The following is a 17,268-nucleotide window of genomic DNA, read 5'->3' on the forward strand; positions in this document are numbered from 1 at the left end:
CACCGGCCACCCGCCGTGGTGGCCGGTGCCGTTCCAGGCTGAGGAGAGAAACGACTGTGAACGCACACAGCGCCGCCGGTGAGGCCCCGGACGAGGCCCTCGTCAAGGCGGAGGTGACCGAGTGGATCCGGCAGTACGGCCTTCCACTGTCCACAGCGGACCCGACGGAGCCGTTGCGGGACATCGAACCGCTCGCCGGCATGGTCGGCGACGCGGTCGTGGTGGGCATCGGGCCGTCCACCTACGGCGGGAGCGAGCAGTTCACCCAGACCCACCGGATCATCCGGGTCCTGGTGGAGCGGCTCGGTTTCCGCACCGTGGCCACCGAGGAGGACTGGGACGTCGCCCGGGACATCGACCGGTACGTGCGGACCGGCGAGGGTGACCTGGACGCGCTGGTCAAGGGCACCGGCGTGCCGTGGCGGGTCGGCGAGACCCGCGACCTGCTGGAGTGGATCCGCGAGTTCAACACCACCAGCGACGAGCCGGTGCGGTTCGTCGGCGCGGGCGTGATCGACACCCGCGCGGCGCTCTACGACGAGGTCAGCGCGCACGTCGAGGCGGTGGCACCGGACCGGGCCGCCGAGCTGGCCGAGCACTTCGCGGTGCTCCGGCCGACCCGCGAGGAGCACGTCCGCTGGTTCATCGGCGAGGTGCGCGACAAGGACCGCTACGTCGAGCACGCGCGGTCCGCGCTCGCCCTGGTCGAGTCGCTGCCGCACACCGACGGCGACCACGAGTGGTTCGTCCAGCAGACCAGGCAGATCGTGGCCTTCTACGAGCACTACGCCTACCACCTGGTCGACGACGGCTACCGCGACGAGAAGATGGCGGAGAACCTGGCCTGGTGGCAGCGGTACACCGGCCACCGGATCGCCTACTGGTCGACCAACGCGCACAGCGTGCGCGCCGACGAGCTGACGATCAGCGTCCCGCCGCGCGGCACGCTGACCTTCAAGCCGACCGGCGGTCACCTGCGTGACCTGTTCGGCGACGGGTACTTCTCCATCGGCATCACGTTCACCAGCGGCACCGTCAACTCCGGCTGGGGCCTGCCGCCGTTCACCAGCGGCCCGGTTCCCGCGCCGGTCCAGTCGCCGGACTTCGTCGAGCGCTACTTCCACAACTACGGCTCGCCGAGGTACCTGCTGAACCTGCACCGCGGAGTTCCCCCGATCGTGCGGGAGTGGCTGGACCGCCCGGCCAAGGCCAGGGTCATCGGCTCGATCTGCGCCGCCGACCAGCCGGCCGACGGCTACTACCTGACCGGCGGAACGCTGGCCGAGTGGTACGACGTGCTGATCCACGAGAAGGAACTCACCCCCACCCGGATCCTGTGACGGAGCGTGCGATGCAGGTAACGACCACGGCCGACCCCGCGGAGTTCATGGCGACGGCCGGCGACTGGCTCGTCCGCGAGCCGGTGGAGAACAACGTGCTGCTGGTGCACGCGCTCGACCCGAACGGCGTGCCGCCCGGCGACCGGGAGCCCGTCTTCGCGACGGTCACCGACGCCGGTGCGGTGGTCGGCACCGCGTTCGCCAGGTCGCCGTACCGGATGACGATCTCCGACATGCCGGCCGAGGCGGCCGTCGCGCTCGCCGAGCACCTGGCCAAGGAGGGCGAGCCGGTGCCGGGGGTGAACGGACCCACCGGGGCCGCGACCGCGTTCTCCGCCCGCTGGACCGAGCTCACCGGGCAGCGGGTCGGCAACGAGCGGGCGCAGTGGATCATGCGGTGCACCGAGACCACCCGGCCGGTGAACCCGGACGGCAGGCCGAGGCTGGCCACCGAGGACGACCAGGACGTGGTGGCCGAGTGGTTCACCGCGGGGATGCGGGACTCCGGCCTGTCGCCGGAGGAGATCCTGCGCCGCACCCAGCACATGGTCGGCGGCCAGATCGCCAACCAGCGCCTCATCGTGTGGGAGACCTCGGCCGGCGAGGCGGCCGGCGCGGCCGGCTGGAACCCGCCGCTGCACGGCGTGGTGCGTCCGTCGGGCGTGTTCGTCTCGCCGAACCACCGCGACGGCGGCATCGCCACCCTGGTGCTCGGCGAGGTGGTGGCCAGGGCGTTGGAGGACGGCGCCGACGCGTGCGTGTGCACCCACTTCCTGAAGTACGAGTCGATGCTGGCCGTGGTGGAGAAGGTGGGCTTCCGCAGACTGGTCGACGTCGTCGAGCACATCTACGAATGAGGCGGCTGGCGAATGGGAGATCAGATGGATCCGAACATGGCCCGCTATCCCGACCTCGCGGGCAAGGTCGCCGTGGTGACCGGGGGATCGCGGGGCATCGGCGCGCGGACCTGCCGGCACTTCGCGGCCAACGGCATGAAGGTCGTGGTCAGCGGCCGGGACAAGGACGCGATCCAGGCCGTGGTGGACACGATCCGGGACGAGGGCGGCACCGCGACCGGCGTCGCCGCCGACGTGACCGACAAGGCCGCGGTCGCCGACCTGGTGCGGGCGGCCGAGCGCGAGTTCGGCCAGGTCGGCGTGCTCGCCGCGTTCGCCGGGTTCGACCTCGGGCCGGGCACGCTGGACGAGATCGACGAGCAGGACTGGCACACCGTCGTCGACGGCAACCTGACCGCCACGTTCCTGACCGTGCAGGCGTTCCTGCCCGGCATGATCGCGCTCGGCGGCGGCTCGGTCATCACGATGGCCTCGTCCGCCGGCCGGTCCCCCGGCCGGTCGTCGATCGCCTACGCCACGGCCAAGGCGGGCGTGCTGATGTTCACCAAGCGGGTCGCCCTGGACACCGGCGCGCACGGCGTGCGGATCAACGCCATCGCCCCGTCGGCGATCCTCACCGAGCGGCAGGAGCAGCGGCTGCCGGAGCAGGTCCGCGAGCAGGTGGCCAAGCAGTTCCCGATCGCCCGCTGGGGCACGCCGGACGACTGCGCCGACGCCGCGTTGTTCCTGGCCTCCGACGCCTCGTCCTGGATCACCGGGCAGACCCTGGACGTCGCCGGCGGAAAGGTGATGATCTGACCTCGGAAACGGGTCGAGAGCGGGTCGGAGACGAATACCGGAATGCGCACCGAGCGCTGTCCGGAGAATACAGTTGAGTAGTTTCACGAACTCCCGCTGAAGGAGGAGAAAAATGGCCGACGTAAAGCAGTTGCAGTCGTCGACCCCGTATCGCGTCACCCTGGTCGGACTGCTCGTCGCTGCGCTCGGCATCGCGATTCTCTACGTGGCGGGCGCGGAGATGCCGGTCGTGCCGCCCGGTTTCGTCCTGCTCCTGATCGCGGCCGCGCTGCTCGCCAAGGGCCCGTGGCGGTGGACCCCGATCGTGGCGGTCCTGATCGCGCTCTTCGAGGCGGGCGGAACCTTCGCCACCTCCGCGGACCAGCTGGTCGACACCAGCACGTTCAGCCACTTCGCCGGCACCTGGGTGCGGGTGATCGGCATCGTGCTGGCCCTGTTCGGCGGGATCGCGGCGACCAGGGCGGCCTACCGCAAGTCCGCTACCGTCACCAACTGAGTCCAGACGCCCTGAACGGCGCTCCTGGGACACCGAACACGTCCCGGGCGCGTCGTTCAGGGCATTCTCGTGTCCGTCACGACAGTGGAAGAGGCGACCGTGTCCGTTCGAGACTCCGAGAGCACCCGTGCCAGGCGCACGACACCGATGCCGCCGAGGGTCCGCCGGACCGTGCTGGTCCTGCACATCATCGCGGCGGTCAGCTGGCTCGGCCTGACCTTCGCCGACGTCACGCTCGCGATCACCGGCATGGCCTCGGACAGCCCGGAGGTGCGGCACGCGATGTTCCGCGCCCTCGGCACGATCGCCGACATCCTGCTGATCCCGGTCGCGTGGACCGCGTTCCTCACCGGGCTGCTGCTGGCCCTGGGCACCCAGTGGGGCCTGCTGCGGCACAAGTGGGTGCTGACCAAGTTCTGCCTCACCGTGCTGACCGTCGCACTGACCACGTTCTCCCTGGTGCCCGGCCTGAAGGGGATGCGCGACGAGGTGAACGCGACGCCGGCCGGCGAGCTGGTCCAGCTGGAGACCAGCGACGTCACCGCGCTCATCTCCGCCGGCATCATCTCCACCACCATCTACACCACCTGCGTGGTCCTGTCGGTGTTCAAGCCGTGGGGACGCACGAAGCGGGGCCGCGCCCAGACTCGCTGAGCACGGCCCCGCCCCGTCTCGGCTACCGGGTGTTGGCCGGTTCGGACCGTTCCGGCTTGTCCGGCACGCTCAGGTCCTTGGCCCGCAGGAACCGGCGCAGCTTCTGCGTCGGCAGCTCCACGTAGTGCCAGGACAGCAGGCCGAGCAGGTAGGACAGCGGCAGCGAGAGCACCAGCAGCGTCCACTGGTCGGACACGCCGAGCGCGATCGCCGACTGCTGGATCACGCCCGCCCAGATGAAGATGCCGTAGCTGCCCATCACCCACCGGCCGCTGCTCTCCAGCGCCTTGGGCCAGTGGTGGGCCAGCGTGATCGCGCCGTAGCCGGCGGCCACCAGCATCAGGTACTGGTTGAACAGCGTGAGCGCGACCGAGTCCGCGGCACCGCCGTTCCAGTTCGGCGTCGCGTCGACGGCCTCCGGGGCGATGGTGAAGTTGACCAGCAGCCAGACCGCGAACAGCGCGATCGCGGCGAGCGGCCGCAGCGAGATGCGGTCCCGGAACTTGTAGAGCACCGCGCCGACCCCGAAGGCGATCAGGAACTTCACCATGAAATTCAGCGGGGTGTCGAAGAAGTAGCCACCCGCGCCGTAGTCGCCGATGGTGGCGACGTAGATGCCCCGCCACACGCCGAGCCCGAGCAGCACCACGACCATCAGCCAGCGCGTCACCCGGAAGGCGAGCAGCACGCCGAGCACCAGGATCGCCGCGTAGCCGACCAGCTCCATCGGCAGGGTCCACAGTGACGGGTTGATCGAGTAGTTGCTGAAGTTGTTCTCGAACACGCCGGGCAGCGTGTGGTACAGCACCAGCGGGAACGCACCGAGCAGGAACTGCCAGGTGGCGCCGTTGGCGTAGTAGTCGCCGACCGGCAGCGTGGTGAACAGCGCGCCGACCAGCAGCGAGGTGACGACCAGCATGACGGCCAGGGGCGGGATGATGCGCAGCAGGCGCCGGGCGCTGAACCGCCACCAGGACGGGTCGTTCTCCCAGCTTGCCTGCACCTGGTAGCCGCTCATCGCGAAGAACGCGAGGATGGCGACGTCCCCGACGTGCCAGTGTGCCGGGAACAGCGACGGGTTCTCCGGGTCGATGAGCGCCCAGCTGTGTTCGAGCACGACCACCAGCGCACCGAACATGCGCAGCCAGGCGAACCCGATGTGTGCCTTCGCGTACTGCTTGTCCTTGGCTGAGCTCGCCGGGGGTAAACCACCCGATGGCTCGGCGATGGGCGATGCCGTCATGTCTTACCTCTCCTGTCTTGAACCTTCCCCCGGCCCGTGCCCGGCAACCTGACGCACCTCAGTGCGCCCCGCTGTCGGGCAGCGCGAGCCACCACGGGTTCTCCCGCGCCCACGCGATCGTGTCGGCGACCCCGGTCGCCAGCGGTGTCGCACACTCCCAGCCGAGCCGGGTGCGCGCCTTGGTGTTGTCCGGTACCCGGCGGGTCAGGTCCTCGTAGGAGCTGCCCAGCTTCACCCCGGTGTCCACCTTGGTCACCTCGACGCCAGGACCGGCCAGGTCCGCGACGGTCTCGGCGACCTCGGCGATCGTGGTCTCGACCATGCTGCCGATGTTGAACGCCTCGCCCACCGCGTCCGCGCTGTCCGCGGCCAGCAGCGTGCCGGCGATGGCGTCGTCGATGTAGGTGAAGCAGCGGGTCTGCTGCCCGTCGTCGTAGACCACGATGGGCTTGCCGTTCAGCGCCCGGTGCACCGACCGGCTCACCACGAAGCCGGGGCGCTGCCGGGGACCGTAGGCGTTGAAGTAGCGCACGATGGTCGCCTCGAGCCCGCGCTGGCGGACGAAGGCGAACGTCAGGTGCTCGGTGAGCGCCTTGCTGGAGCTGTAGGTCCAGCGGTCGGCCGCGGTGGCGCCGAGCACCCGGTCGTCGTCCTCGCGCCACGGCACCGCGGGGTTCTTGCCGAACACCTCGCTGGTGCTGGCGACCACCACCCGCGCGCCGGCGTCGGTGGCGAGGTCGAGGACGTTGCGGGTGCCGGTGAAGTTCACGTCGATGACGTCCAGCGGGCGCGCCAGGTAGTTGTCCACCCCGACCACGGCGGCCAGGTGGTACACGACGTCCACCTCGGAGGTGATGACCCCGGCCAGCGACTCCCGGTCCAGGATGTCGCCCTGGACGAACCTGGCGTGCCGGCGGGCGGTCTCCTGCCAGGCCGGCGGCGGGGTGCCGTCCAGGATGGTGACCTCGTCGCCGCGGGCGACCAGCTGCTCCACCAGGTGGCTGCCGATGAACCCGCAGCCCCCGGTGACCACCGCCCTACTCACTGTTCCGCCTCCCCGAACTTTTTACGGTTGGTCGCGTCGAATAGTGCGTGTTGGGATTGGTCACGTACTTGTGACTGAGTTGCGTCACGTTCCCCTGGGGTGACGGTTTTTGAGGTGGACACGGGCGCTTCACCGTCCAATTCCCCGGTAGCCGTAGCCGAGGGCGCGCAGCTCGGCGATCTTCTCGCGGGAGTAGTAGGCGCGGCCGTCGAGGACGAGGCAGTCGTCGGCGACCGGCAGCGCGGCGAAGTCGAGGTCGGCGAAGTCCCGGTGCAGGGCGAGGATCGCGACGCAGTCGGCGCCGCGTACGGCGTCCTCGACCGACTCGGTGACCGGCAGGCCGAACATCGCCTCGGCCTCCGCGACCTCGACGAGCGGGTCGTGGATCCGCACCTCGCCGCAGGCGCGGGCCAGCGCGGCGACCGCGTCCTTGGTCGGGGTGGCGCGCAGGTCGCCGGTGTTGTTCTTGAACGCGAGGCCGAGCACGGCGATCGTCGAGGTGGCCGGGTCCTTGCCCTGCTTGGTCAGCTCGTCGATGGCGAGCTGCGCGGTGTACTCCGGCATGCCGGCGTTGACCTGCCGGCCGGCCGGCGCGGTCAGGATCTCCAGGCCCCGCTCGCGGGCGGAGTACCAGGCCATCCACGGGTCCTTGGTGAGGCAGGAGCCGCCGACGCCGACGCTGGGCAGCAGGATGTTGACCATCCCCTTGCCCTTGGGGATCGAGTTGGCCGCCGAGATCACGTCCAGCACGTCCACACCGAACAGCGCGGAGAACTTGGCCAGCTCGTTGCCCAGCGCGATGTTCAGGTCGATCCACCAGTTGTCGGCGAGCTTGACGATCTCCGCGGCCTCCAGCGAGTCCAGCGGGATCACCTCGACGCCGATGGCCGAGCGCCAGAACTCGGCGGCGTCCGCGGCGCTGTCCGCGTCCAGGCCGCCGGCGACGATCGGGAACGAGTTCAGCTCGGCCAGCGCGGTGCCCTCGGCCAGGCGCTCCGGGGTGAAGGCGAGCCCGAAGTCGCGCCCGCCGACCAGCCCGCTGCGCTGCAGCAGCGGCAGCACGGTGCCCCGCGTGGTGCCGGGCGGGACCGTGGACTTGAGCACCAGCAGCTGGCCCTTGCGGATCCGGGTGCTCAGCTCGAGGCAGGCGCTCTGCAGCTGCTCGTCGGCGAGCGAGCCGTCCTCGCGAACCGGGGTGCCGACGGTGATCAGCACGACGTCGGCCGCGGTGACCTCGGCGGTGTCGGTGGTGACCCGCAGCCGGCCGGCGTCCATCCCGGCGAACAGCAGCTCGGCCAGGCCGTGCTCGGCGAACCGGCAGTACCGGTCGGACAGCTCGTCGATCAGCTTGGGATTGGCGTCGACTCCGACGACGTCCAGGCCACGGTCGGCGAGGGTGGCCGCGATGCACGAGCCGACGTAGCCGAGCCCGATGACCGCGACCTTCAGATCCTTTTTGCCGGAAAGGAATTGCATGCTCTGGCTCCTCAGCAGACGTGACGCCCGACAGACCAAGGTTGTCTTCCGGGCGGTCCCCGCGTCGTGGGCCAGAGATCACCGACGCGGTGGGATTCGGTCCTACGTGTAGGACTTCAGCCGGGCGGCGATCGCCTCCGGCGCGGGCATCCCGGCGATCTCGTCGGCGATCGCGGTGGCGGCGTCGCGGCGGGCGCCGTCGCCGAGCAGCGCGCGGGCCCGGTCGGCCACCGCCTCGGCGTCGACCTCCTCGAGCAGCAGGCGTTGCGCGGCGCCGGCCTCGACCACCATGTCGGCGTTGAGGAGCTGGTCGGGACCCGGCTTGTTCTGCAGGAACAGCTGCGGGCGCCCGGCGGACATGGCGCTGAACGTGGTCCCGTTGCCGCCGTGGTGCACCACGAGGTCGGTGTACGGCAGCAGGTCCGCCTGCGGCACCCAGGCCTCGACGACCACGTTCGCCGGCACCTCGCCCAGCGCCTCGACCGGCAGCTTCCCGGTGGCCACCAGCACGTCGACGTCCAGTGTGGACAAGCCGTCGATGGCGTGCCGGAGCATCTCCACCGAGTCCGACTCGGTGCCCATGGTCAGGTAGACCAGCGGCCGGCCGCGGTCGCGGGTGCGCACCCAGCCGGGCAGCTCGGCCGGCGGGTTGAACGGCACCGGGCGCAGCTCCACCCGGTCGGCGGTGGCGAGGAAGTGCGGGTTCTGCATCGACGGCGGGCAGATGTCGAGGAAGGTGTTGCCGAGGTGGACGGCGTACTCGTCGGGCAGCGACACGCCGAGTTCGGCGGCGTACTCGCGGAGCACCACGGCGGTGCTGGCCATCCGCTGGTCGTCGTCCGCCCTGGCGCGGCCGGTGCCGTGACAGAGCGCGGGGATCCCGTCGACCGCGGCGGCGAGCCCCGGCCCGGGGCAGTACCCGCCGTGGACCACCAGGTCGGGCCGGTTCTCGGCGAACACCGGGCGCAGGGCGTCGACGAACGCCTGCGGCATCAGCCGGCTGAACCGGGTGGAGATCAGCTCCAGCTGCCGCTCCTGCGCGAGCTGGTCGAAGTCGGGGTGCTCGGCGCGCACCGCGCCGACGGCGTCGCCGACCACCTCGTCGGTGGAGCGGCCGGCCAGCACCGGGGTCAGCCCGAGGCCGCTCAGCAGCTGGTGCCGCACCTCGCCGGTGGCGAACAGCACCTCGTCGCCGCGCTCGCGGGCGGCGACCGCCAGGGGAAGGAGCTGGAAGAAGTGCCCGTACGCCGAGAGGCTCGAGAACAGAACGCGCATACCGTCGATGCTAGCCACGGAAATCCGGAAACCGTTGGGGCTTCGAGAAGCCTTCGAGAACACTCCGAGTGGGATGCGGCATCGTCGTGCCCCGTGACCGATGTGCTTCCGCAGTCCGACAACGCCACCCAGCCCGCGGTCGGCCGGATCTCCCCGTGCCGCATGGTCGACCTCACCGAGCACAGCGACCCGCGGGGCAAGCTCACCGTGGTCGAGCCGGGCAAGGAGGTCGACTTCGAGATCCGGCGGGCCTACTACATCCACCACGTGCCGGCCGGAGCCGAACGGGGCGCGCACGGCCACCGCAGACTGCGCCAGCTGATCGTCGCCGTGCACGGCAGCTTCGAGGTCGTGGTGGACGACGGGTACGCCAGCGCGCGGTTCGTGCTCGACGACCCGAGCCGCGGCCTGTACGTCGGACCGATGGTGTGGCGGGACATGGTCGCCTTCGCGCCGGGAACCGTGGGCCTGTGGCTGGTGTCCGAGCCCTACGACGAGTCGGAGTACTACCGCGACTACGACGAGTACCTCCGCGACGCGCGGGCGATCGCGTGACACCCGTTCCGTTCCTGGACCTCGGCGCCGCGTACCGGGAGCTCCAGTCCGAGGTGGACGCGGCGGTGGCGCGGGTGCTGGCCTCCGGGTGGTACCTGCTCGGCCCCGAGGTCCGCGCGTTCGAGGCGGAGTTCGCCGCGTACTGCGGGGCGGAGCACTGCGTGGCGCTCGGCTCCGGGCTGGACGCGATCACGCTGTCCCTGCGCGGCCTGGACATCGGGCCGGGCGACGAGGTGGTCGTGCCGTCGCACACGTTCATCGCGACCTGGCTCGGGGTGGCCGCGACCGGCGCCACGCCGGTTCCGGTCGAGCCGGATCCCGGCACGCTCAACCTCGACCCGGCCCGACTCGCGGCCGCGATCACCCCGCGCACCAGGGCCGTGATGCCGGTGCACCTGTACGGGCAGCCGGCCGACCTGGACGCGATCGCCGAGGCCGCCGGGGACGTCCCGGTGATCGAGGACGCCGCGCAGGCGCACGGCGCGCACCACCGGGCGGAGCGGATCGGTTCCCGGTACGCGGCCGCGTTCTCCTTCTACCCCGGGAAGAACCTGGGCGCGCTGGGCGACGGCGGGGCGTTGGTCACCAACGACGCCGAGCTGGCCGAGCGGGTCCGGCTGCTGCGCAACTACGGCTCCCGGGTGAAGTACCAGCACGAGGTCAAGGGCACGAACTCGCGCCTGGACGAGCTGCAGGCCGCCGTCCTGCGGGTGAAACTGTCCAGGTTGGACGAGTGGAACGCGCGCCGGCGAACGATCGCGGCCCGGTACCTGGCCGAGCTGTCCGACGTGGACGGTCTGGTGCTGCCCGAGGTGCCGGCCTGGGCGGACCCGGTGTGGCACCTGTTCGTGGTCCGCACCCCGCACCGCGACCGGCTGCGGGACCTGCTCGACACGGCCGGGGTCGGCACGCTCAGCCACTACCCCGTCGCCGCGCACCGCGCACCGGCGTTCGCCGACGCCGGCTGGCCGGCCGGCTCGCTGCCGCTGGCCGAGCGGGCCGCGGCCGAGGTGCTGAGCCTGCCGATGGGCCCGCACCTGACCGACGACCAGGTGACCACGGTGATCGCCGCGGTGCGGGCCGCCATGGCCGAGATCGGCGGCCGCGCCGCGGCGTGAGTCGCGCCTACCCGCGCACCCCGACGAACCGGCCCCGGCCGGACGGGCCGTCGACCAGGTACTCGACCGTCACACAGCCCGCGTCCCGCAGGGCTGTCTCGTACTGCTCGCGGGTGAACAGCGTGTTGACCACGGTGTTCGTGAAGTGCCGGATGCCGTCCTCCTCGGTCGCCACCACGTAGTGCACGGTCATCGTGGTCACCAGGCCGTCGGCGGTGGTGTGCGAGACCCGGGAGATCGTGTAGCCGTCGCGCCGCACGATGTCGCCGCCGACGTAGTTCGGCAGGAAGTTGTCCGGGAACCACCACGGCTCGACGACCAGCACGCCGCCCGGCTCCAGGTGCGCGACCAGCCGGTCGGCCGCCGTCCGCAGCTCCTCGACCGTGCGCATGTGGCCGACCGCGGCGAACAGGCAGGTCACCGCGTCGAACGTGCGGCCGAGGTCGAAGTCCCGCATGTCGCCGACGTGCAGCGGCACGAACGGCAGCCTGCCCTTCGCGATCGTCAGCATGTCCTCGGACAGCTCGACGCCCTCGACGTGCTCGAACCGGTCGGCGAAGCCGCGCAGGTGCAGGCCGGTGCCGCAGGCGACGTCCACCAGGGAACGGGCGTCCGGGCGCCGCGTGGTGACCAGCTGGGTGAGGTCGGCGGCCTCGGCGTCGTAGTCCTTGCCCCGGCCCTGGTAGATCAGGTCGTAGATGGTGGCGTAGCGGTCGTCGAACGCGGGACGTGGGTCGTGCATCGGTTTCGTTCCCTCCTCAGGCGACCGACCGGCGGGGCTGTTCCTCCGCGCGGTCGACGATCAGTTGCAGCAGCCCGGCGACCGACACCCCGCCGACGATCCGCCTGCTCCGGATCAGCTCGGGCACGTCGGCGAGCGGGATCCAGTCGATCCGGTCCGACTCGTAGGCGTCCACCGGCGGACCGGTGTAGTGCCCGCGGTCCGCGACGTAGATCCACTGCTCGGCGTCGGTGATGCCGGCGACCGGCTGGAGGTACGTCAGCTCACGCAGCCGCGCCGGCCGCCAGCCGGTCTCCTCCTCCGCCTCGCGCGCCGCGGCCTGCCGGGGCGACTCGCCGGGGTCGACCCAGCCGCCGGGCAGCTCCCAGTTCCAGGTGTCGGTGGTGAACCGGTGCCGCCACACCATGAGCACCCGGTCGGCCGGGTCCAGCACGGCGATGCCGACCGACCCGCGCAGCCGGACCACGTGGTGCTCCCAGCGCACGCCGTCCGGCCGCTCTACATCGGACAGTTCGAGCGACATCCAGGGGCTGCTGTACAACCGCCGCTCCCCGTGCACGGTCCAGCGCATCGCCGCTACCCCTGGACCGCCGCCGGCTCCGGCTCCGGCCCGGCCGAGGGCGGAACCGGACCCCGGCGGCGCCAGGCGAGCAGCAGCGCGGGCAGCAGGCCGGCGATGGTCAGCACCAGCGGGAGCCAGAACACCACGTCGAACGCGGCCGCCGGCTCGGGCGCGGTCCGCAGCCTGGCGTCGAGCACCACCACGAACAACGCGACCGCGGTGGACGCACCGAACTCCTGCACGATCGAGAAGGTGGCGGTCGCGTGCGGGATCTTCATCGGGTTCAGCGCCCGGTAGGCGGCGGTCATCGCCGGCATGATCGTGCAGCCGGCCCCGACGCCGATGATCCACAGCGACAGGCCGAGCCGGAGGTAGCCGCCGTCCGCGCCGGCCTGGGTGAAGGAGAAGAAACCCAGCACCAGCAGGGGGATCCCGGCGAGCACCAGCGGCGCCTGCTTGCCCCGGTCCACCAGCCGGCCGGCGATCGGCATCATCATCGCGACCCCGATCCCCTGCGGCGCCAGCAGCAGCCCGGCGACCAGCGCCGACTCGCCGTGCACGATCTGGTAGTAGAGCGGGAAGAGCATCATCGAGCCGGACAGCGTGGCGTTCATCAGGAACTGGATGCCGGCCGCGCCGGTGAACACCCGGTTGCCGAACAACCTGAGGTCCAGCAACGGTTTCGCGGTCCGCAGGGCGTGCCGCACGAACAGCGCGAGCAGCACGATCCCGGCCCCGCCGGGCAGCAGGAACCCGGTCGAGGCGAGGTCGGCGGCCGAGGAGACGTTGACGATCCCGTAGACCAGCAGCGTCACCCCGGGGCACACCAGCAGGAAACCGCGCAGGTCGATACCGTCGCCCGCCTCCCTCGGCGGGTCGCGGTCGAACACGAACCAGGCCAGCGCGACCGCGATGGCGCCGATCGGCAGGTTGATCAGGAAGATCCACCGCCAGGACACCGTGTCGATCAGCACCCCGCCGAGCACCGGGCCGAGCACCGGGCCGAGCACCAGCGGCACCCCGACCACGCTCATCGCCCGGCCCATCCGCTCCCGGCCGGCCGTCCTGGCCACGATGGACGTGCCGACCGGCGCGATCAGCCCGGCGCCGATCCCCTGCACGATCCGGAACGCGATCAGGCTGGGCACCGACCAGGCCAGCCCGGCGAGCAGCGAGCCGACCGCGAAGATCACCGCCGCCGCCAGCCACAGCCTGCGCGCGCCGAAGAAGTCCGTCGCCCAGCCGGTCAGCGGCACCACCATGGCCGCGGCCAGGATGTAGGCGGTGGTCACCCACTGGATCGTCGACAGGCCGACGCCGAACTCGTCGGTCAGCGTGTGCAGGGCGACCCCGATGATCGTCATGTCGATGATCGCGGTCACCGCGCCGAGCGCGACGATCAGGGCGACTCCGAGGACCTTGCGGTCCAGCGGCGGCGCGTCACTCACCGGCGCCCACCTTCTCCCGTTCGGGCGCGTCGCCGCCGTGCCCGTGCCCGTGTTCGTCGCGCAGCACGGTGTTGGGCAGGAACCAGGCCAGCAGGAACGCCACCACCATCAGCCCGCCGGCCGTCAGGAACACGGTGCGCAGCGAGTCGGTGAACGCCTCGATCACCTGCGGGTACACCTCCGGGTGCGTCGTGGCCAGCTCCTTGATGGCCGCCGGGTCCTGGTAGACCGCGTTGTCGGTCACGCCGGACGTGCCGGCGGACACGAGCCCGGCGGCCAGCAGCGCGCCGAACACCGCGGCGCCGATGGCCGAGCCGATCACCCGGATGAAGTTCGCCTGCGCGGTGATCGCGCCGAGCTCGCGGCGGCTCACCAGGTTCTGCACCGCGATGATCAGCTTGGAGATCACCATACCCATGCCGATGCCGAGCACCGCCTGGAACAGCCACAGCTGCCAGGCCGGGGTCGACGCGTCCAGCAGGGACAGCAGGAACAGGCCGCCGGCCATGGTCGCCACCCCGGCGACCACCACGACCTTGGTCCGGCCGAGCACCGCGGCGATCAGCCAGCCGGACAGCCCGGAGCCGACCATGACCGCGATCATCAGCGGCAGCAGGTTCAGTCCGGCCATCGTCGGGTCGTCCCCGCGCACGACCTGCAGGTAGATCGGGAGGAAGAAGTAGGCGCCGATGGTCGCCACGCCGATGATGAAGGTGACCACCATGGCCAGCGCGATCTCCGGCACCCGGAAGATGCCCAGCGGCACGATCGGCTCCTTGGCGCGCCGCTCCCAGGCCAGGAACGCCGCGATCAGCACCACCGCCGCGGCGATCAGGCCGAGCATCGTCGGCGAGCCCCAGGCGTACTCGGTGCCGCCCCAGATGCTGACCAGCACCAGCACCGAGATCGTCGCGACCAGCAGCGTGGCGCCGACGTAGTCCACCGACGCGGGCCGGCTGATCCGGGGCAGCTTGAGGTTCCTGGCCAGCACGACCAGCCCGATCAAGCCGATCGGCACGTTGATCCAGAAGCACCAGCGCCAGGACACGTACTCGGTGAACGCCCCGCCGACCAGCGGCCCGACCAGCGACGCCAGCGCGTACATCGCGCCGACCATGCCCTGCACCCGGCCGAGCTGGCGGGGCGGCACGACGCTCGCGGAGATGGTGAACGCCAGCACCACCAGGCCGCCGGCGCCGAGGCCCTGGAGGGCGCGGAACAGGACCAGTTGGGTCATGTCCTGGCTGAACCCGACGAGCAGCGAGCCGACGGTGAAGATCGCGATGGACGACATGTAGACGGGTTTCGGCCCGTACAGGTCGCCCAGCTTCCCGTACAACGCCATCGCGGCGGTGGTGGTCAGCAGGTACGACGTGACGACCAGGGAGAAACTGTCGATCTGACCGAACTCGCCCACCATCGTCGGCAGCGCGGTGCCCACGATCGTCTGGTCGAGCGCGGAGAGCAGCTGACCGGTGAGCAGCACGATCAGCACCGTCCGCAGTTGCCACGGGGCGAGCCCGACCTGCGGAGACGACGCCTCCCCTGTCGCGTCCCCTGCCGCGTCCCTTGGTGTGCCTGCGGCCATCGGGGCCTCCTCCTGGGCTGGGCGTAGGTCGTTCCAGCGTGACCCGCGCGGCGTCCCAGCGGAGTCTCCCCGAGGTCCCACCGGGGCTGGGAAACCGTCCCGCCGGTCCGTCGAGTTAGCCTTGAGCACCGTTCGAGTGCCGCCCCGGAAGGTCCCTTGCGTCGGGATTCGAGTGGGTCACGAGAACGCGTGGAGCAGCCGGTGGACGACAAGCGTGCGATCTGGGGCCTGTTCGTGCCCCTCTACATGAGCCAGTTCCTGGCGATCGGGTTCCTCTTCACCGCGCTCACCGCGATCTCCCGCGACCGCGGTGGGCAGCTCGAGGACATCGGCGCGATCTACGTGCTCGGCATGGTGTGGGCGGTGAAGTTCCTGTGGGCGCCGCTGGTCGACCGGTACGGCTCGGCCACCAGGGGCCACTACCGCTCGTGGCTGCTGTGGACCCAGCCGATGATGGCCGTGATCCTGCTGGGGATCATCCCGTTCGACGTGGTGGACGACATCTGGGTGATCCTGGGCATGCTCGCGCTGGTCGCGATCCTGTCGGCCACCCAGGACGTCGCCACCGACGCCATCGCGGTGCGCTCGATCTCCGGCCGCAACCGGGGCGGGATCAACGGGGTGCAGATCGGCGCGGGGTTCGTCGGCGACATCATCGGCGGCGGTCTGGTGCTGGTGGTCTACGACCAGTGGGGCTGGACGCCGGCGATCCTCACCCTCGCGGTGTGCACCGCGCTGCCGATCCTCAGCGTGCGCCGGTACCGGGAGCCGGCGCTGGTGCGGGTCGACGCGACCGCGCCGCGCCCGTCGATGCGGTCGCTGTTCCGCCAGCGCGGCGCGGCCCGTTGGGCGTTCGTGCTGACCCCGCTGATGGCGCTCGGCATGCCAGGCGCGTACGGCCTGCTGGTGCCGATCATGATCGACGCCGGGGTGTCGGTCGGTTCGGTCGGCCTGCTGACCAACGGCTTCGGCGGCGCGATCGGCTGTGGTGCGGCGATCGTGGCCGGCATGCTGATCCACCGGCTCGGCCGCAAGCGGGCGCTGGTGCTCTACGGGCTCGGCCAGGTCGTCGCGATCGCCTCGGTGCTGCCGGTGGTGTGGGCCGGCGGCATGGCGTGGGTGCTGACCGCGATCGTGCTGCTGAACATCTTCAACACCGCCGGGTACGCGGCGATGTACACGATCAACATGGACTACGCCCGCCCGAACAGCGCCGGGTCGGACTTCACCGTGCAGACCAGCATCTCCTACGCGGTGCGGTTCGCCGGTGCCGGCGTGATCCTCGGCCTCGCCGGGTCGATGGGCTACGCCTGGGCGCTGTTCATCTGCCTGGGCCTGGCCGCGCTCGGGGTGCTCGCCACCGTCCTGCTGTTCGTCGAGCGGACCGTCACCCCCGAGCCGGCCGCCGGCGACGAGGTGGCTCCGCCGTCGAGCACGGTCCCACAGCCGGCCTGACGGCACGCGGGCGACGCCGGGTCGGACACGGTTCCGATCCGGCGTTGCGCGGCTCTCGAGTCACCCTCCGTAGAACGAAAAGCGTTGAGTTCCAACGCGTCGAGGGTAGGTGTGAGCATGTCCGACACCAAACCGTTCCTGTGCGGACCGCAGCAGGGTCGTGCCATCTGGCACTTCGGCTCGCTGGTCGTGTTCCGCGCGACCGGTGAGGACACCGACGGTCAGTACTGGTTGGCCGAGATGTCGTGCAACCGCGGCTACGGTTCGCCGGTGCACGTGCACAGCCGCGAGGACGAGCTGTTCCACATCCTCGAGGGCGAGATGAGCATCGAGGTGGGCGGCCAGCTGTTCAACGCCACCGCCGGCTCGTCGGTCTTCCTGCCGAGGAACATCCCGCACTCGTACAAGGCCGAGTCCGACACCGTGCGCACGCTGGTGCTGGGCACCCCGGCCGGCTACGAGAACTGGTTCGTCGAGACCGGGACGCCGGCGGAGCGGCTGGAGATCCCGGCGTTCGACCCGTCCACCTTCCCCGACTTCGGCGACGTGATCGCCTCCACGCAGAAGTACGGCGGCCAGGTGCTCGGCCCGCCGCGAGACTGACGCGGGACTGAGC

Annotated in this window: 17 protein-coding genes; 9 read left to right on the plus strand and 8 right to left on the minus strand. The window is 71.0% G+C overall.

All coding sequences use genetic code 11. From position 1 onward, the window contains the following. Positions 1-56 precede the first annotated feature (56 nt). The 5 genes from JT362_RS22295 to JT362_RS22315 all read left to right on the plus strand — a co-directional run bounded on the left by JT362_RS22295 (position 57) and on the right by JT362_RS22315 (position 4,145). Positions 57-1,340 carry an erythromycin esterase family protein gene (locus tag JT362_RS22295; RefSeq protein ID WP_260193535.1) on the plus strand — a complete coding sequence of 428 codons (1,284 nt, stop codon included), beginning with the start codon at positions 57-59 and terminating at the stop codon, positions 1,338-1,340. Positions 1,341-1,351: 11 nt separating this feature from the next. Continuing rightward, positions 1,352-2,197, plus strand: coding sequence for a GNAT family N-acetyltransferase (locus JT362_RS22300; RefSeq protein ID WP_260193537.1), 846 nt, complete (start codon positions 1,352-1,354; stop codon positions 2,195-2,197). A gap of 24 nt (positions 2,198-2,221) precedes the next feature. Continuing rightward, complete coding sequence (locus JT362_RS22305) at positions 2,222-2,995, plus strand: SDR family NAD(P)-dependent oxidoreductase (protein ID WP_260193539.1); 774 nt, start codon at positions 2,222-2,224, stop codon at positions 2,993-2,995. A 112-nt stretch (positions 2,996-3,107) separates the two neighbouring features. Continuing rightward, positions 3,108-3,491: a hypothetical protein gene (locus JT362_RS22310; RefSeq protein ID WP_260193541.1), complete on the plus strand. Its 384-nt coding sequence runs from the start codon at positions 3,108-3,110 to the stop codon at positions 3,489-3,491. Between the two features lie 99 nt (positions 3,492-3,590). Further along, a complete protein-coding gene (locus JT362_RS22315; RefSeq protein WP_260193543.1) occupies positions 3,591-4,145 on the plus strand; it encodes a DUF2269 family protein in 555 nt (184 codons plus the stop codon). A 22-nt stretch (positions 4,146-4,167) separates the two neighbouring features. Here the strand turns inward: JT362_RS22315 and JT362_RS22320 are convergent, their stop codons facing one another. The 4 genes from JT362_RS22320 to JT362_RS22335 all read right to left on the minus strand — a co-directional run bounded on the left by JT362_RS22320 (position 4,168) and on the right by JT362_RS22335 (position 9,184). After that, the gene (locus JT362_RS22320) at positions 4,168-5,388 is read right to left on the minus strand and encodes an acyltransferase family protein (RefSeq protein ID WP_260193544.1); all 1,221 of its coding nucleotides are present in this window, start codon (positions 5,386-5,388) and stop codon (positions 4,168-4,170) included. A gap of 58 nt (positions 5,389-5,446) precedes the next feature. After that, a complete protein-coding gene (locus tag JT362_RS22325) occupies positions 5,447-6,433 on the minus strand; it encodes an NAD-dependent epimerase/dehydratase family protein (RefSeq protein ID WP_260193545.1) in 987 nt (328 codons plus the stop codon). Positions 6,434-6,562: 129 nt separating this feature from the next. Next, a complete protein-coding gene (locus JT362_RS22330; RefSeq protein WP_260193546.1) occupies positions 6,563-7,909 on the minus strand; it encodes a nucleotide sugar dehydrogenase in 1,347 nt (448 codons plus the stop codon). 102 nt (positions 7,910-8,011) lie between these two features. Continuing rightward, a complete protein-coding gene (locus tag JT362_RS22335) occupies positions 8,012-9,184 on the minus strand; it encodes a glycosyltransferase (RefSeq protein ID WP_260193547.1) in 1,173 nt (390 codons plus the stop codon). Positions 9,185-9,277: 93 nt separating this feature from the next. On the opposite strand from JT362_RS22335, the gene JT362_RS22340 reads away from it, so the two are divergent. Both JT362_RS22340 and JT362_RS22345 read left to right on the plus strand, forming a co-directional pair. Then, entirely contained in the window at positions 9,278-9,739 is a 462-nt protein-coding gene (locus JT362_RS22340) for a sugar 3,4-ketoisomerase (protein ID WP_260193548.1), read from the plus strand. After that, positions 9,736-10,857 carry a DegT/DnrJ/EryC1/StrS family aminotransferase gene (locus tag JT362_RS22345; RefSeq protein ID WP_260193550.1) on the plus strand — a complete coding sequence of 374 codons (1,122 nt, stop codon included), beginning with the start codon at positions 9,736-9,738 and terminating at the stop codon, positions 10,855-10,857. The genes JT362_RS22340 and JT362_RS22345 overlap by 4 nt, the downstream gene beginning before the upstream one ends. Positions 10,858-10,864: 7 nt before the next feature. Here JT362_RS22345 and JT362_RS22350 read toward each other — a convergent pair whose 3' ends face one another. From JT362_RS22350 to JT362_RS22365, 4 genes are read right to left on the minus strand one after another with little or no spacing between them, the layout of a single operon-like run. Continuing rightward, positions 10,865-11,599 (minus strand): class I SAM-dependent DNA methyltransferase, encoded by a 735-nt coding sequence (locus tag JT362_RS22350; protein WP_260193551.1) that lies wholly within the window; start codon positions 11,597-11,599, stop codon positions 10,865-10,867. Between the two features lie 16 nt (positions 11,600-11,615). Then, a complete protein-coding gene (locus JT362_RS22355) occupies positions 11,616-12,170 on the minus strand; it encodes an NUDIX hydrolase (RefSeq protein WP_260193552.1) in 555 nt (184 codons plus the stop codon). Positions 12,171-12,175: 5 nt separating this feature from the next. Further along, on the minus strand, positions 12,176-13,609 hold the full coding sequence (locus JT362_RS22360) for a DHA2 family efflux MFS transporter permease subunit (RefSeq protein WP_260193554.1): 1,434 nt from the start codon (positions 13,607-13,609) through the stop codon (positions 12,176-12,178). Beyond that, positions 13,602-15,197 carry an MDR family MFS transporter gene (locus JT362_RS22365; RefSeq protein ID WP_260193555.1) on the minus strand — a complete coding sequence of 532 codons (1,596 nt, stop codon included), beginning with the start codon at positions 15,195-15,197 and terminating at the stop codon, positions 13,602-13,604. The genes JT362_RS22360 and JT362_RS22365 overlap by 8 nt, the downstream gene beginning before the upstream one ends. A gap of 201 nt (positions 15,198-15,398) precedes the next feature. Here JT362_RS22365 and JT362_RS22370 point away from each other — a divergent pair, with 201 nt between their 5' ends. Together JT362_RS22370 and JT362_RS22375 are read left to right on the plus strand one after the other, a co-directional pair. Continuing rightward, a complete protein-coding gene (locus JT362_RS22370; RefSeq protein ID WP_260193556.1) occupies positions 15,399-16,652 on the plus strand; it encodes an MFS transporter in 1,254 nt (417 codons plus the stop codon). A 117-nt stretch (positions 16,653-16,769) separates the two neighbouring features. Next, positions 16,770-17,255, plus strand: a complete 486-nt coding sequence (locus tag JT362_RS22375) for a cupin domain-containing protein (RefSeq protein WP_260193557.1) — start codon at positions 16,770-16,772, stop codon at positions 17,253-17,255. The last annotated feature ends 13 nt before the right edge of the window (positions 17,256-17,268 follow it).

It is taken from the genome of Actinophytocola gossypii, assembly GCF_025165815.1.
In the GTDB taxonomy this organism is placed as follows: Bacteria; Actinomycetota; Actinomycetes; order Mycobacteriales; family Pseudonocardiaceae; genus Actinophytocola; species Actinophytocola gossypii.